The organism is Chryseobacterium vaccae (assembly GCF_009602705.1).
Taxonomy (GTDB): Bacteria; Bacteroidota; Bacteroidia; order Flavobacteriales; family Weeksellaceae; genus Chryseobacterium; species Chryseobacterium vaccae.
The window spans coordinates 3628179-3643394 of sequence record NZ_VSWH01000001.1 but is presented as its reverse complement, the minus strand read 5'-3'; the positions used below and the strand labels follow the sequence as shown (position 1 = coordinate 3643394).

Below are 15216 nucleotides of genomic sequence, written 5' to 3'. Positions count from 1 at the left end.
TTGAATTAAATTTCATTCAAATGAATCCTATACAAGAGTACTTCTACAGAATCGATGAGCCTGAAAGAAGTACTCTTTTGTTTTTACGTAAAAAGATCCTTGAATCTGATCCCGAAAACATTACAGAAACGTTAAGTTTCGGACTTCCATTCTTCAAGTATAAAAAGAAAATGCTGTGCTATCTCTATTACAGTAAAAAGCATAAGAAACATTATGTAAGCTTTTATCACGGGGACCGGCTTGATCATCCTGAACTGCTTCAGGAAGACCGCAAAAAGTTCAAAATACTTCTTATTGATATGGAAAAGGATCTGCCTGTGGAGCTTATTATAAGCCTTACGGAAGAAGTTAAGAAATACATAAAATAAAAACTGCGGTATGGTTTCCCATACCGCAGTCATCTTTAAAAACTTTTTTCATCATTTTGTATTAATTCCACTGAATTCTGCCTGTTTAAGTGCCCATGCAAAAGCATTGGCTGTAAAAGTAGAATTATAAATTAATGTTCCTGCTGTCCCATAAGTTGTTTTAGGTGTTGGTTTTTTATTTACATCTAAAATAAACGGACATATTGTACTTGAGTTTAAATCACCCGTATTTCCGCTTTGAGAATTAAATCCTCCTTCTCCAACCCATATCAGGTTGAAACTTTTATGTTTAAATGCTGTGACAGCACCCGCAACTGTACCTGTGTTGTTATTGGCATTAGTCGCATTGGAGTAAACACTTATTTCTCCTGATGGCAATCCTGTAAAATATACAACATCTGTAGCATCATCTCCCCAAAGCTTGCCCCGGATATCTCCGAAAGGACCATTAGTTATATCATCGGAAGTAATGGGTAAAGTATACGTTCTTCCGTCTCCGGAACCTCCTGTTGTAGATTGAGAAATACTCGGATCGTTAAAGATTGTTCTAAAGAAATTCTGATTCCCTGAATTATCTTCACAGAATGAAAGAACAACACCTCCTTTTTGCAGATATTGCAGGAAAATGGAAGCTTCAGCAGCATTCATTCCATAGCTGTACCCTATTACCACGATATCAACGGGAGCAGAGCCTAATAGCCAGGTATTCAATTGGGCAGCACTTGGAGAATTGCTTCCATCAATAATCTGAGACCATCCTTCATATTTTACGGTACTTGCAGGAAGTGTTCCATAATTAGTATTGGTTGTAATTAATGTATTGGAAGGTCTTCCGCTATTGCTAAGATTATATCCATACGTTGTTCCAAGTCCTATTGTAAGCAGTTTTTTTGCAGGAATCACCACTATAACATTCACACTGCAGGTGGTAGAAACTCCTCCCTGACTGTCAGAAGTGATCGTTATCTTTTTTACGGCTGTGGAAGAGGGTGTACCCGTTCCGCTTAAGGTAACATTCTGGTTCCCTGTCGCAGTAAATGTTCCTGAACCTCTGAAAGAAATTCCATCTACGGTATTGGTTGTAATGGTATAGCTTCCTAATGAGGAAACATTAACTGGTAGTGTAATTGTATTGGAGGCAGTAAGAGCGGTTCCAACTTTATAAACTCCATTTACCGTTGCACTTCCACAGCTCATGGTATAGCTTCCTGCAGGACTGAGCACATTAACAGAAACAGGAGGAGTACAGGTTATATCGGTACCATTGGCTGTCAATGATACAGTATCTGTCTGAATATTCAGAGGGGTTCCCTGTCCTGCGATCTGGATCGTTTGTGTTCCCGTATTAAGAAAAACACCCGTTCCATAGAAATTATATCCGTTGGAAGTCGTTCCCGAGATGGTATAATTCCCTGGTTTGGTCACATTCACAAAAATGCTCAGATAGTTTGAAGGGGTTAACTCACGACCTTTCACATAAGTTCCCATGGCTTTGGTATTGGCGCAGTCAACTGTAAACACTGCTTTTCCAAGCTGCCCGCATACACTTTTCCATTCATCATCTGCCAGGCTCCAGTAATTAAAGCAGTCTTCCGTAGTATTATAGATGGTAAGACCGTCATCAGCTGCTTTATTAATGATTATTGCATTTCTCTGGGCTTCTGTAAGGCGTGGAATAAGTATCCCTTTATTATTAGCTGTTGAAACAACATCCAGTACAGAATTTTCATTAGGCAGTACAGTATTGATCCCTACAGCCCCATTGGTTTGTGAATACAGTTTTCCAAAAGTTAAGAGTAGCACTAAAAGCAGTACTCCTAATTTGGGTTTTGTAAATTTTGTTTTCATCGTTTTTTTAATTGTTGGTTAATATTGCGTTCTTTAAAGTGATCGGTATGATCCTCCGCAAAAGTATATTCCTTTCAGCCTTTTAGCTTAAAAGATAGCTACGCAATACTACGCGTGCGTAATAAAACTCACATTTTCTCAGCAGAATATGATTTTGCCCACTCATCATTCCTTTTTTAAAATCGTGGGTATCATTTATATATTATACCTGAAATAAAGACTTCCACTTGGCAAGGGTATTTCTGCTCATTTTAAAATGGGCTGCGGTCTGGGCATTCGTCAGTTTATTTTTCTTCTGATATTCAAGAATTTTCAACACAGAATTTTTATCATACGATTTCAATCGTTGGTTTTCTAATTCGGATGTATATTCCATGTCTCCGAAAATTAATTGATCAAGCTGTAAAATATCTATTGTGGTGAAAAGCGACTGAAGTTTCTTCTGAATAAGCGGATCTGAAAATTTTTCAGGAAATTTTTCAGAGATAATATCTGTGTAGATGCATTGGTAATCCGGATGCTGCATACTCATTTTTTGATCCATTTGTAAAGAGTGGTTTTAGGAATCTTATATTTTGAAACGACTTCGACCGTACTCATCTGTCCGGATTTTATTTTATCCAGTATAAAACTCTTTACTTCCTGTGTATAGATACTTTTTCTGAATACCATAGTAGATTTTTCTACTTTAATGGTACGGTCTGTCATTGTAGGGGGCGCATAGAGAATCAGATGCCCTGAGTATATTCTGAAAAAATCAAATTCAAGAAGCTTACTCCATCTTAACAGCACTTCGGTATCCATACTATTCTGCAGATACATATCCTCTACCTGTTCTTCATTACAATGCATAAATTTTGCAATTCTACCGAGGGGTATAGAGAGTTCTTCGACTTTCGATTTCACCAAAGTCCCTATATGAATAATTTTCAAATTCATGTTTTTATTTCTTACACACAAAAGTACCTTCTATCCTGTGATGACACGACGTATGCCGGTACGCAATTCTACTTGTGCGTAATAAAAATCACAAACAGAACCTCAGATCTTTAAAATAAAGCTGTTTATGTTGATTTCAGAGGGAATATTCAATTTTTTTCTGATCCTGTATTTTCTGCTCTCAACGGCCCGGATGCTGGTGTTGGTACATTGGGCTATTTTTTTGGTATCAAAATCAAGTTTCATCAATGCACAGAAATATAATTCAGAATAAATGAGACCGGGATTCAACTCCAGAACTGCCGGAATAAAATGAGGGAAGAATATCTGAAATTTATCATAAAACAGGGGCGAATTATTTTCCGCAAGGCTAAAAATCTCCTGTATATCTTCTTCTGTAAGATCATTAAGAAGCATTTGCTGTTTCAGCAGTTCCTTATTTTCCTTCAGCAGATCTTCAATGGTAGAATCTTTCATGCGGGTATCTTTGATTAGACCGTATATCAGATCATCTTTCTGCTTGATAAAAACAATATCCATAAAAAAGGTAGCAATGGAAAACAAAATATTGAGGAGTCTGACCGTTTTGAAATCCCCTTCCCGAAAAAAATTACTCTTAGGAAGAAAATTGAAATCGAAATAAAGGCAGCTGATAAAGTTGATACTGATTATTGCAGTAACAATAAGCACCAAATAATTATCTTCTCTGTAATTGAGAAAAAAGGGCAATGCAAATAATAAAGAAAAATAAAAGTATTCTACACCGGCATTTTTAAAGGTGTATATGTAAAAAAAACTGACAATAAATATCAACAGAATAAAAATAGAAAACACAACACCTTTAAAAATTCTCTTAAATCTTTTTGTTTTACCTTTCAAAGACAATAAAAAAAGCCAGAATAAAGTGATTATCGTGAGAAATGTAGACGTCAAAATATCTCCAAAAAAAAGGATAATGAAAACGGAATAAAAAAAGAATAACAAGAATAAAAACAAAAGGTACCTGTTAATAAGGCTCGCATAATTGCTTTCAAAATCTGCATTATTTTTTTCAGGTTGACCATGGATCACCTTAACGAAAAATTCATATATCATCTTTTTTGTTTTTGTTTTTTTAAACGCTATGCAGCTATTAATACCAATAGCTACTTAAGCACATATCAATACTCGTTAAAAAACATATGAAACTGCAGGAGAGAAAAAAATACCTGAAATATTGATTTTAACAAGAAAAGTGACTGGTGGTTGTGTTTAATTGTCACGCTTAATGACGATTAGATAAATATAAATATTTTTTTAATTCACAATAATCATTAGAATAAAAAAAATATATCAATTAGAACCTTATAATGAATATAAAGCTCACGATTACATTAAAATATGTAAAAAATAAACATATGCAGATTTGTGTTTTTTATGGTTCAACAAAATTATACATCCAAAAAAAACAGAGAGTCACTCTAAGCACTCAATTCTACTCGCGCGTATTAAAACTCATAACCACAAACAAAAAAGACCGTTCAATACGAACAGTCTTTTGCTTTTATGATGAATGATAACTCTTAATCTTTCATTCTTGCGATCACATCCAGACCGCCTTTTGTAATATCTCCGATCTTACAGATGATCTCAGTATCCAACGGCAGGAATACGTCCATTCTTGATCCGAATTTAATGAAACCGAACTCATGTCCGGCTTTTGCCTGATCGCCTTCATTACAGTAGAAAACAATTCTTCTTGCCACATATCCTGCAATCTGTCTGAATACTACTTTATGATTTGTTGGAGTCTCTACCGCTATGGTTGTTCTTTCATTTTCTGTAGAAGACTTCTCATGCCATGCTACAAGATATTTTCCCGGATGATACTTTTTATAGATCACCTTTCCTGAAACCGGATAACGGCAAATATGTACGTTCAGCGGAGACATAAAGATGGAGACCTGAATGGCTTTTCCCTGCAGGAATTCATTTTCCTCCACTTCTTTGATCATCACCACTTTTCCGTCTACCGGTGCTATTACGTTTTCTCTATGCTCTAAAATATCACGGTCCGGAACTCTGAAAAACCAAAACACCAGGCTATAAATAACCAGCAATGGTAAAATGATCAGCAGCGACCACATCTTTAAAAAATAGATTGCCAGCGCCCCCAGTATAATAAAAACGATGGTAGCTACGGTGATCGTTCCTTTCGATTCTCTGTGTAATTTCATGAGATTAAATAAATTTTTCTAAAATAAAGTACAAATATACGACAGGAACGCAGATAATAAAACTATCCAGCCTGTCTAATACTCCTCCATGCCCCGGAATGATGTTCCCACTGTCTTTTACGCCGAAATTTCTTTTCAGCTGACTTTCTACCAGATCTCCTAATGGAGCAAAAGCAGCCACCAGAAATCCTACGATCATCCAGTTCCCTCTGAGTTCAGGCTGGTAATGTTCTATAAAGTAGGATAAAACCAACGTAAGCACTACTCCGCCTCCATATCCTTCCCAGGTTTTTTTAGGCGAAATTTTAGGCGCCATTTTATGTTTTCCGAAAAACTTTCCTACCAAATAAGCAAAGGTATCACTACTCCAGATCAGAATGAACAAAAAGATCACTTCCAGTGAAAAGGTTTCATTATAACTTGAATATTTAGGAAGCCCTAATGCAAAGCTGAACGGAAGCGCCACATAGATCACAGTAAAGATCAGCTTCCCACTGTCATAATACAATTCGTTAGGATATTTGAATAAAGTCACCACCGCAATGGCAATCAGCAGTAGAGCCAGAATTTCGCTCAACCTGAAATCGAAAAAGAAATCGTGGTGAAAATATCTTTTGGAAAATACATAGAAAATAAAAATGACCAACGGAAATACAATCCATTTTTCATAACCTTTTCCGAATTTCATGATTTTGACACATTCCCAGGAACCTACGACCAGCAAAAGAGTGATTAATCCGTGATACAGATATTCCTGTTTGATAAGCCCCGGAGAAATACTGTTGATGAGCTGTGCGCCCAACGGAGTTGTACACAGGATGATCACAGCTACGTAAACAAGTCCGGAGAGGGTTCTTTGAATAAGGTTTTTGTCCAAAATGTAGAGTTTATAAGTTGATGCTTAATCTTCAAGCAGCAATAAAAAAAGTTTCGTATTGGTATTGGAAGAGTCTAATTTCGACTGGCTTCCGCTAATGGAAGTCAGGTTCTTAATATTACCGTTTCTTTTTATTTTTCCCATCGCATCATTCAGGTTGTTCACAATCTGTGATACATTGGCCATGATAATGATTTTATTGGGCAGTCTTGAAGAATGGTAATGAAGGATATTGTTGTGGGAAAGCATAATCCTTCCGTCATAGGCAATAAGGTACTCACAGGTGATGAATGCAGCATTATTGGAATGCTCCAGTTCTGAACTGTACGGCGTCTTTATAACGTTTAAAAAACTCTGCAGTTCTTTGTCCCAGCAGAAAGTACTGCTGATACCTTCTATCTTGATAATTTGATTTAAAGTCTGTAGAGCTTCCGCTTCATCTGCACAATAATTAAAAAATCCCCCCGAATGCGTAAATAATTGCGCAAACTTATAGTCAAGATCCGCATTTTTCAGCGAATCCCCTAGCTTCTCCAGGCTCTGTAGGTCCTCTTCCTCAGGCTGGTTGGTCAGTTTGCTTACAATCCTCTTGAATAAATTCAACTTAATCTATTTTTAGTCAACTTTATACAAAAATAGAAATAAATTACAATAGATTCTAAAAATGTCTCTTTAAATATGAAAAAACCTGACAATTTTAAGGTTGTCAGGTTTTTCATTGTTTATTTTTCAGAAGTTTTAGAGTTGCGTCGGACTCTCGGGAGCCTGAATTTCGCTTTCTTCTTCTTTTTCTTTGATCTGAGGTATTTCAGCCTCTTCCTTTTCTTTTTCAGGAATGGTATTCGTCACAGGCTTCTCTGTTAATTCAGGATCCCATGCTCTTTTTCCGAATATTTCTTCCAGATCTTCGCGGAAGATCACTTCTTTCTCTAAAAGCTTATTCGCTAAAGCATCCAGCTTATCTTTATTTTCGGTAAGAATTGTTATTGCTCTTTCATATTGATCTTCAATAATTGCTTTGATCTCTGCATCAATTTTCGTAGCGGTTTCTTCCGAATAAGGTTTTCCAAAACTGTATTCAGACTGGCCTGAACTATCGTAATATGAGATATTTCCGATATTTTCACTCAAACCGTAGATGGTAACCATCGCCTGAGCACGTTTTGTTACTTTTTCAAGATCAGATAAGGCTCCGGTAGAGATATTATTGAAAATCACCTGCTCAGCGGCTCTTCCTCCCAGTGTAGCACACATTTCATCAAGCATTTGCTGGGTGGTTGTCAGCTGTCTTTCTTCCGGAAGATACCATGCTGCCCCCAAAGACTGTCCTCTTGGAACAATAGTCACTTTTAAAAGTGGTGCTGCATGTTCTACAAGCCAGCTCACTGTTGCGTGTCCTGCCTCATGGAAAGCTACTCTTCTTTTCTCTGATGGCTTTATGGCCATATTTTTCTTTTCAAGACCACCGATGATTCTGTCTACAGCGTCCAGGAAATCCTGTTTTGTTACTGAGGTATGGCTATTTCTTGCTGCAATTAATGCCGCTTCATTACATACATTGGCAATATCTGCTCCACTGAATCCAGGAGTTTGTTTTGCTAAGAAATCTCTGTCAACATTATCGTCAAGCTTAATTTTCTTCAAATGCACATCAAAGATCTGTCTTCTTTCGTGAAGTTCAGGAAGGTCTACATAAATAGAACGGTCAAAACGTCCTGCTCTCATCAAAGCTTTATCAAGGATATCAGCTCTGTTGGTGGCTGCCATTACAATAACGTTCACATCTGTTCCGAAACCATCCATTTCCGTAAGAAGCTGGTTCAGGGTATTTTCTCTTTCATCATTTCCGCCTGAGAAGTTATTTTTCCCTCTGGCACGTCCAATGGCATCAATCTCATCAATAAAGATGATAGCCGGAGATTTTGCTTTCGCCTGGGCAAAAAGGTCTCTTACTCTGGAAGCTCCTACTCCTACAAACATTTCCACAAAATCGGAACCTGAAAGTGAGAAGAACGGAACTTTGGCTTCTCCCGCAACAGCTTTTGCCAATAGGGTTTTACCTGTTCCCGGAGGCCCTACCAGAAGAACTCCCTTAGGAATTTTACCTCCCAGTTTGGTATATTTTTCAGAATTTTTAAGGAAGTCTACAACCTCCTGTACCTCTTCTTTAGCACCTTCAAGACCTGCAACATCTTTAAATGTTACCTGAATTCTTTCTTTTTCATCAAAAAGCTTCGCCTTAGATTTTCCGATAGAGAAGATCTGTCCTCCAGGACCTCCGCCTCCACCCATCTTTCTGAAAAGAAGGAAATAAAATAATCCTAAAATGGCAATCCAGATCAAGGCAGATACCAGGATATCCATAAATGGATTTTTACCTGCTCCGTAATCTTTGGTTGTTTTGATTGCGGAATTAGTTCCTTTTACCTGCTCAAATTTCTGAAGGAAAAGTTGAAGATCTCCATATTTTACAGAATAATCTGCTTTGGGAGCCATATCGAACGCAGAAAGGGGATTATTCTGATTGGCAGATTTTTTTACCATTGCCGCTTTTGCTTCCTTGGTAAGAAAAACATCAGCTTTTTCTGTGTCCTTGTATATAATAATATTCTGGACCTTTCCTGCCTGCATCTCTCTGAAGAATCCGTCTTCATCAATAGATTTTGCACTCTCGCCCCCTAAAAAATTGGAACCAAAGAATAACAAAAGACCTATGATCACAATTGGAAAAAACCAGTTGAATCCTTTATTGTTCATTTATACTTTTTAAAATTTAATACTTACTTTCAATTTTTGTAATGGCTGCATCTCCCCAAAGTTCTTCAATATCGTAGTACTCACGTACTTCTTTCTGGAAAATATGCACCACTACGGTGACGTAATCAACCAACACCCACATCGCATTTTCTGTACCTTCTACATGCCATGGTCTGTCTTTAAGTTCGTTTCTTACTTTTTTCTCTACGCTGCCTGCAAGTGCGGCTACCTGCGTATTTGAGTTTCCACTACATATTACAAACGTTTCTGCTACTGAGTTTTCAATCTTGGATAGATCGAAGATCATGATATCTTCTCCCTTTACATCCTGGATAGCTTCAACGATTTTATCTAATAATTCTTGCTTTTCTGCTGTTTTATTCATTAAAAAAATACTATAATCTGCAAATTTATTGTTTTTTCTTTACTTTAGCCTTACTTTTAGGCCCTGAAAGTCTTAAAGTTTTCTTAAATGACCCAACTATTCTACTTAAAAGACTGCTCTTCTACTAATGACGAAGTTTCTAAGTTTTTACTTTACGAAAATTCAGATTTTATAGGAGTGCATACCTTCAACCAAACCAAAGGTCGCGGACAGTACGGAAATACATGGGCTTCACTTGCCGGAAAGAATCTCGCTTATACGCTGGCAGTGAAGACTCAAAACTTTTTACTCTCTGATTTTCTGTTCAATTATTATACCGCAATCATTATCCGGGATTTCCTTGCCAATTTGACTGATAACCTTGTAAAGATAAAATGGCCGAATGATATGATCCTTAAAAGTAAAAAAATTACAGGGATTCTGATTGAAAAGAAGAAAATTAATCAAAATAATTATTTCATCATTGGGGCCGGGTTTAATATTCTTCAGGAGAATTTTGAAGAGATATCCCATGCAGGCTCTATTCTATCGCTTACAGGGAAGGTTTTTAACCTTGAAGATTTCACATCCCAGCTTCATGATTTTATGATTGAAAGATTGAAAAGCATTCCTTCTGAACAGGAAATTTTAAGCCTTTTTAACCAACATTTATTCCGAAAGGACGAAATTTCTGTTTTTGAAATTGAAAAAGAGCGACAAAATGGCATCATCCGTCATGCAGACGAAAAAGGAGAACTCTGGATAGAGCTGGAAAATGATGGGATGAGGAAGTTCTACCATAAAGAAGTAAAACTCCTTTACTGATCTTACTGATTAGCCCTTTTAAGGTATAAATACAAGGTAAGCGGAAGAAATACCATATTCGGCAGCCACATGGCTACAGCAGGAGATAAGCTTTTGTTCTCAGAGACGACTTTCAATGCTTCAAAAGAGAAAACAAAAACAAATGCAAGGGAAATCCCTATGGCAAGGTTTACGCCAAGACCTCCTCTTTTTTTCTGGGAAGCCAGCGAAAGAGCCAGAAATGTAAGAATAATAATGGAAACCGGCATGGATGTTCTTTGATGAAACTCATTGAGATAAGAATTCAGGTTGCTGTTTCCTTTCGCTTTTTCACGATCAATAAACTTAACGAGTTCAGGTGTGGTTTTATTCTGTCCGAGAAGTTCATTCGGGAAAAGTTCTTCCGGAGTATGCCCGTAATTTTTTCTAAGATCAAAACCACTATTCAGTTTCTCTGTATCATCTTTATTAATGGTCTTTTCTAAGTAACTTGAAAGGACGAATTGTTTTTTACTTTTATCCCAGGTAACTTCGGAAGCTTTCACTTCATACATCAGCTTTCTGTTTTTATCAAATTTCTGGTAAACGAAACCTGACCCTCTGTTTTCCATTTTATTCCAGGAATTAACGAAGATGTATTCTGTTTTACTAAGCTGTGCAGATGCAGGGGCTGTCCCAAGAATTTTTTCTTTATTGGCCGCATTATAGGTGTAGGCCTCCAATCTGTTTTTCTTAATATTGGCCCACGGAAGAACGAGGTGATTTACCGTAAGGGATAGTACAGCAATCAGAATTGAAGTATATAAATAAGGTTTTGCAAACCTGTGAAAACTTGCTCCACTGCTTATTACCGCAACAATTTCGGTATTATTTGCCATTCTGGAGGTGAAATAAATAACAGAAATAAATACCAGAATGGAGAGGAATGTTACAACAAGATTGAGAATCCAGAACGGGTAAAAGTGAATAAGAAAGTACACCAAATCCAGCTTCGGATCAATGGCTTTAGCATTTTCTATCCTTGGAATCTTTTGCTGGACATCAATAACCAATACAACTATAGACAGCAGGATCAGCATGAAACTGAATGTTCCAAGATATTTTTTGATGATGTATCTGTCTATAATTTTGATCATGTTCTTTCTTTATTTTAAAGCCTTTGTCTCAATACCGGAACTATAGAATTTTTCCATTCATAGAAATCTCCTGCCATGATATGTTCTCTGGCTACTTTTACCAGATCAAGATAAAATGCAAGGTTATGGATGGATGCAATTTGTTTTGCAAGATATTCTTTGGATACAAACAGATGACGAAGATAAGCTTTTGAATATTCCTGGTCTACGAAGCTTGTTCCGAATTCATCCAGAGGCGAAAAATCAGCTTTCCATTTTTCGTTTTTCATATTCATCACACCCTGCCATGTAAACAGCATTGCGTTTCTTGCGTTTCTTGTTGGCATAACACAATCCATCATATCGATTCCCAAACCGATAGACTCTAATATATTCCATGGAGTTCCTACTCCCATAAGATATCTTGGTTTTTCTTTCGGAAGAATGTCCGTCACCTCGTCAGTGATTCTGTACATTTCTTCTTCAGGTTCACCTACGGAAAGTCCACCTATTGCATTTCCTTCTGCTCCGGCCTCTGAAATTACTTCTGCGGATATTTTTCTAAGATCGGAATAGGTAGATCCCTGAACGATTGGGAAAAGTCTCTGCTTGTGTCCGTATAATTCTTTATTCTCTTCCGTCCAGTCAATACATCTCTTTAGCCATCTGTGGGTAAGCTCCATTGATGTTTTAGCCTGATTGTATTCACACGGATAAGGTGTACATTCGTCAAAAGCCATGAAAATATCGGCTCCAATCTGTCTCTGGATTTCCATAGACTTTTCCGGAGTAAACATGTGATAGCTTCCATCGATATGGGATTTGAATTTCACCCCTTCTTCAGACATTTTCCTGCTTTTGGAAAGTGAAAACACCTGAAAGCCTCCTGAATCAGTAAGAATCGGCAGATCCCAATTCATAAACTGATGAAGCCCTCCTGCCTGCTGCATGATCTCCATTCCGGGACGAAGGTATAGATGATAGGTATTTCCCAGAATAATCTGGGCTTTAATGTCTTCTTTTAATTCTCTCTGATGAACTGTTTTTACACTGGCAACCGTTCCCACAGGCATGAAAATGGGAGTTTGTATCTTCCCGTGATCTGTGGTAATTTCTCCTGCTCTTGCTTTTCCTTCAGAGGTTTTTTCTATATTAAAAAATTTCATCTGTATATTTTTTGCTTAACCGTTGTAAACGGTTGGTGTTTCTGCGGATGAAACACATTTCTTCATTATGATTATCTGTTGAGAACCGGCAATTCTCCCTTGTTCTTCATTTTATCCTTTATATATTTTTCCGCTTTGGGATCTTTTTTCAACAATATAAGCTGGGATTCTTCTGCAATTCCCTTCATTTGATCTTTAACAACATAATATTTGAAGCTTTCTACAAAGTCTTCAGATTTTACATTATGGGTTTTCAATACAAATCTTGTTCCTGCTTCTAAATTTTTGTTCGGATACATATTAATGGCCTGATCATTAAGAGCCAGATCGGCCAGAATTTCAGCCATAACCTCTTTATCGAGAAGGTTTTTAGGCTTATCGATATAGTCGCCGCATGAAAACATGCACATTATTACAAAAATGAAGATCAGTTTTTTCATAACCGGTTGATTATTGATTTCCATTTTAAATTTAAAACACCGAAAACAGCTTCATGAATAATTCCTCCGTTCATTTTGCTTTCGCCTAAAATTCTGTTGGTAAATATAATAGGAACTTCTACAATTTTAAACCCTTTTTTGAAGGCTCTGAATTTCATTTCAATCTGGAATCCATATCCTTTCAGCTTTACATTATCAAGTCCTATCTCTTCCAGTACTTTTCTTGAGAAGCAGACAAAACCGGCTGTTGTATCATGAATCGGAAGTCCTAGAATAAACCGTACATATTTGGAGGCAAAATAAGAAAGAAGAACTCTTCCCATAGGCCAGTTGACCACATTTACTCCTTTTGAATAGCGTGAACCGATGGCCATATCTGCCTGAAGACAGGCTTCAAAAAGCTTTGGCAGGTCATTGGGATTATGTGAAAAATCGGCATCCATTTCAAAAATGTAGTCATACCTATTTTCAATAGCCCATTTAAATCCGTGGATATAGGCTTTTCCCAAACCATCTTTTACATGTCTCACAGAGAGATGAAGATAGTGGGGATATCTTTTCTGAAGATCTTTTACCACTTCAGCTGTTCCATCCGGAGAGGAATCATCTACAACCAGAATATGAAAGTCATCTTCCAATGCAAAAACTGCGGAAATAATATTTTCAATATTTTCCTTTTCGTTATAGGTCGGGATAATGACTAGTTTTTTCATTTCAGTTTGCAAAGATAGTTTATTTAACCTTTTTATTTTATACAAAATAATCTATAATTTTGCAAAAAATATTCCTTTGCCGTTATCACAAAACTTTATAAACCACGTAAGAATACCTGAGAACAATGATTGGGTAATTTTTATCCTGCTGGGATGTATATTTTTATATGTCTTCATGATGAATATTATAGAAAGAGATGCCAGCCTGAAAGACTTCCTGTTGCAGAAATATTTTGATGCGAGCAATAACCTGCCGAGCTGGATGATTACATCCTGCGTAATGGCGCTTACTCTTTCTGTTCTCATCTCCCAATATATTCCTATTGTTCCGAAATACATCGCCGATCTTCAGCTTTTTGGATATCAGCTTAATAAATTCGGGTATACCTTTTTGGCAGTTGTTATTTTTTATCTGACAAAATCGGCATTAGGTTTTTTATTTTATCAAAGTATAGGTGATGGCAAAAAATGGTCTGTTTTTTATTTCACCTCCACCAAATTTTATTTTATTCTGTCATTTTTATTAATAATTCTTTGTGTAACCCACTATTATTTCCCCGTAGACAGAAATAAAATGTTTTTATATTATTTTTCATTCTTTGCTTTTGTATTCATTTTCAAGGTTTTCTTCTATTTGTTTCACAAAAACAATATTCTTCCTCAAAAATGGTATTATAAATTTTTGTATATTTGCACCCTCCAAATTGCACCTTTATTGTTGCTTTGGAAGTTGTTATTTTTTTAATAAAAGTCAATGATGAGAATAAAGTCTATATTGGTTTCTCAACCAGCGCCAAGTGAGTCCTCTCCATATCTGGATATAGCGAAGAAGGAAAAGATAAAGATTGATTTCCGCCCTTTCATCCACGTCGAAGGAGTTGACAACAAAGAACTCAGAACGCAGAAGATAGATCTGACGCAGTATACCGGTATTATTTTTACCAGTAAAAATGCGATAGACCACTACTTCAGACTGGCTGAAGAGCTTCGCTTTTCAGTTCCTGACACGATGAGATACATCTGTCAGTCTGAAGCTATTGCCAATTATCTGCAGAAACATATTGTATACAGAAAAAGAAAGATCAGTTTCGGAGAAAAGAATTTCTCGGACCTGCTTCCTCTTTTCAAAAAATTCCCATCTGAAAAATACCTTCTGCCGTCTTCAGACGTGCTGAGCCCGGATATTGTAAAAACACTGGATACTGCCAATGTAGACTGGACAAGAGCGATCATGTACAGAACGGTATGCAGCGATCTTACGGATATTACCATTGAGGATTATGACATGCTGATCTTTTTCAGCCCTCAGGGAATCAAATCTCTGCAGCAGAACTTCCCAGACTTTAAGCAGGAAGAAACAAAGATTGGTGTTTTCGGAAACACTACACTGGCTGCTGCTGAAGAAGCAGGATTAAAGGTAGATCTGATGGCTCCTACAAAGGAAACTCCATCTATGACCATGGCTCTGGAAAAGTATATTAAGGCTCTTCATAAATAGTCTTTCATACAGAAAATAAATGCAGCCGTCTTTTCATACAGGAAAGACGGCTTTTTGTTTGACACTTTTTAATCAATTCAAGCAGTATATAAAATTTACCCTATAAAAATA

The 15216-nt window shown here is 36.8% G+C and carries 17 protein-coding genes; 4 read left to right on the top strand and 13 right to left on the bottom strand.

What is annotated here, in order from left to right; translation table 11 throughout:
• The first annotated feature begins 20 nt into the window (after positions 1-20).
• The gene (locus tag FW768_RS16640; protein WP_153397321.1) at positions 21-368 is read left to right on the top strand and encodes a DUF1801 domain-containing protein; all 348 of its coding nucleotides are present in this window, start codon (positions 21-23) and stop codon (positions 366-368) included.
• A 51-nt stretch (positions 369-419) separates the two neighbouring features.
• Here FW768_RS16640 and FW768_RS16635 read toward each other — a convergent pair whose 3' ends face one another.
• From FW768_RS16635 to rsfS, 9 genes are all read right to left on the bottom strand, one after another.
• The gene (locus tag FW768_RS16635) at positions 420-2216 is read right to left on the bottom strand and encodes a hypothetical protein (RefSeq protein WP_153397319.1); all 1797 of its coding nucleotides are present in this window, start codon (positions 2214-2216) and stop codon (positions 420-422) included.
• A gap of 202 nt (positions 2217-2418) precedes the next feature.
• Positions 2419-2760 carry a helix-turn-helix domain-containing protein gene (locus FW768_RS16630; protein ID WP_231128711.1) on the bottom strand — a complete coding sequence of 114 codons (342 nt, stop codon included), beginning with the start codon at positions 2758-2760 and terminating at the stop codon, positions 2419-2421.
• Complete coding sequence (locus tag FW768_RS16625; RefSeq protein ID WP_153397318.1) at positions 2745-3155, bottom strand: transposase; 411 nt, start codon at positions 3153-3155, stop codon at positions 2745-2747. Before FW768_RS16625 ends, FW768_RS16630 begins: the two co-directional genes overlap by 16 nt.
• A 102-nt stretch (positions 3156-3257) precedes the next feature.
• Complete coding sequence (locus tag FW768_RS23745; RefSeq protein WP_231128710.1) at positions 3258-3632, bottom strand: helix-turn-helix transcriptional regulator; 375 nt, start codon at positions 3630-3632, stop codon at positions 3258-3260.
• A gap of 1085 nt (positions 3633-4717) precedes the next feature.
• A complete protein-coding gene (locus FW768_RS16615) occupies positions 4718-5371 on the bottom strand; it encodes a phosphatidylserine decarboxylase family protein (protein WP_153397314.1) in 654 nt (217 codons plus the stop codon).
• Positions 5372-5375: 4 nt separating this feature from the next.
• Positions 5376-6248, bottom strand: coding sequence for a phosphatidate cytidylyltransferase (locus tag FW768_RS16610; RefSeq protein ID WP_153397312.1), 873 nt, complete (start codon positions 6246-6248; stop codon positions 5376-5378).
• Positions 6249-6272: 24 nt separating this feature from the next.
• Positions 6273-6851: an LUD domain-containing protein gene (locus tag FW768_RS16605; protein ID WP_185151998.1), complete on the bottom strand. Its 579-nt coding sequence runs from the start codon at positions 6849-6851 to the stop codon at positions 6273-6275.
• Positions 6852-6986: 135 nt separating this feature from the next.
• Entirely contained in the window at positions 6987-9005 is a 2019-nt protein-coding gene (ftsH, locus tag FW768_RS16600; protein WP_153397308.1) for an ATP-dependent zinc metalloprotease FtsH, read from the bottom strand.
• Between the two features lie 16 nt (positions 9006-9021).
• Positions 9022-9390: a ribosome silencing factor gene (rsfS, locus tag FW768_RS16595; protein ID WP_153397306.1), complete on the bottom strand. Its 369-nt coding sequence runs from the start codon at positions 9388-9390 to the stop codon at positions 9022-9024.
• Between the two features lie 87 nt (positions 9391-9477).
• Between rsfS and FW768_RS16590 the strand changes: the two genes are divergently transcribed.
• The gene (locus FW768_RS16590) at positions 9478-10194 is read left to right on the top strand and encodes a biotin--[acetyl-CoA-carboxylase] ligase (protein WP_153397304.1); all 717 of its coding nucleotides are present in this window, start codon (positions 9478-9480) and stop codon (positions 10192-10194) included.
• Positions 10195-10196: 2 nt separating this feature from the next.
• Here the strand turns inward: FW768_RS16590 and FW768_RS16585 are convergent, their stop codons facing one another.
• The 4 genes from FW768_RS16585 to FW768_RS16570 form a co-directional block, all read right to left on the bottom strand.
• Positions 10197-11306: an LptF/LptG family permease gene (locus FW768_RS16585; protein ID WP_153399948.1), complete on the bottom strand. Its 1110-nt coding sequence runs from the start codon at positions 11304-11306 to the stop codon at positions 10197-10199.
• Between the two features lie 17 nt (positions 11307-11323).
• On the bottom strand, positions 11324-12454 hold the full coding sequence (gene tgt, locus FW768_RS16580) for a tRNA guanosine(34) transglycosylase Tgt (protein WP_153397302.1): 1131 nt from the start codon (positions 12452-12454) through the stop codon (positions 11324-11326).
• A 71-nt stretch (positions 12455-12525) separates the two neighbouring features.
• Entirely contained in the window at positions 12526-12894 is a 369-nt protein-coding gene (locus FW768_RS16575; RefSeq protein WP_153397300.1) for a DUF4296 domain-containing protein, read from the bottom strand.
• The gene (locus FW768_RS16570; protein WP_153397298.1) at positions 12891-13607 is read right to left on the bottom strand and encodes a polyprenol monophosphomannose synthase; all 717 of its coding nucleotides are present in this window, start codon (positions 13605-13607) and stop codon (positions 12891-12893) included. Before FW768_RS16570 ends, FW768_RS16575 begins: the two co-directional genes overlap by 4 nt.
• Positions 13608-13683: 76 nt before the next feature.
• Between FW768_RS16570 and FW768_RS16565 the strand changes: the two genes are divergently transcribed.
• Together FW768_RS16565 and FW768_RS16560 are read left to right on the top strand one after the other, a co-directional pair.
• Positions 13684-14352 (top strand): DUF4271 domain-containing protein, encoded by a 669-nt coding sequence (locus FW768_RS16565; RefSeq protein WP_153397296.1) that lies wholly within the window; start codon positions 13684-13686, stop codon positions 14350-14352.
• A 12-nt stretch (positions 14353-14364) separates the two neighbouring features.
• Complete coding sequence (locus FW768_RS16560; protein WP_153399946.1) at positions 14365-15105, top strand: uroporphyrinogen-III synthase; 741 nt, start codon at positions 14365-14367, stop codon at positions 15103-15105.
• The last annotated feature ends 111 nt before the right edge of the window (positions 15106-15216 follow it).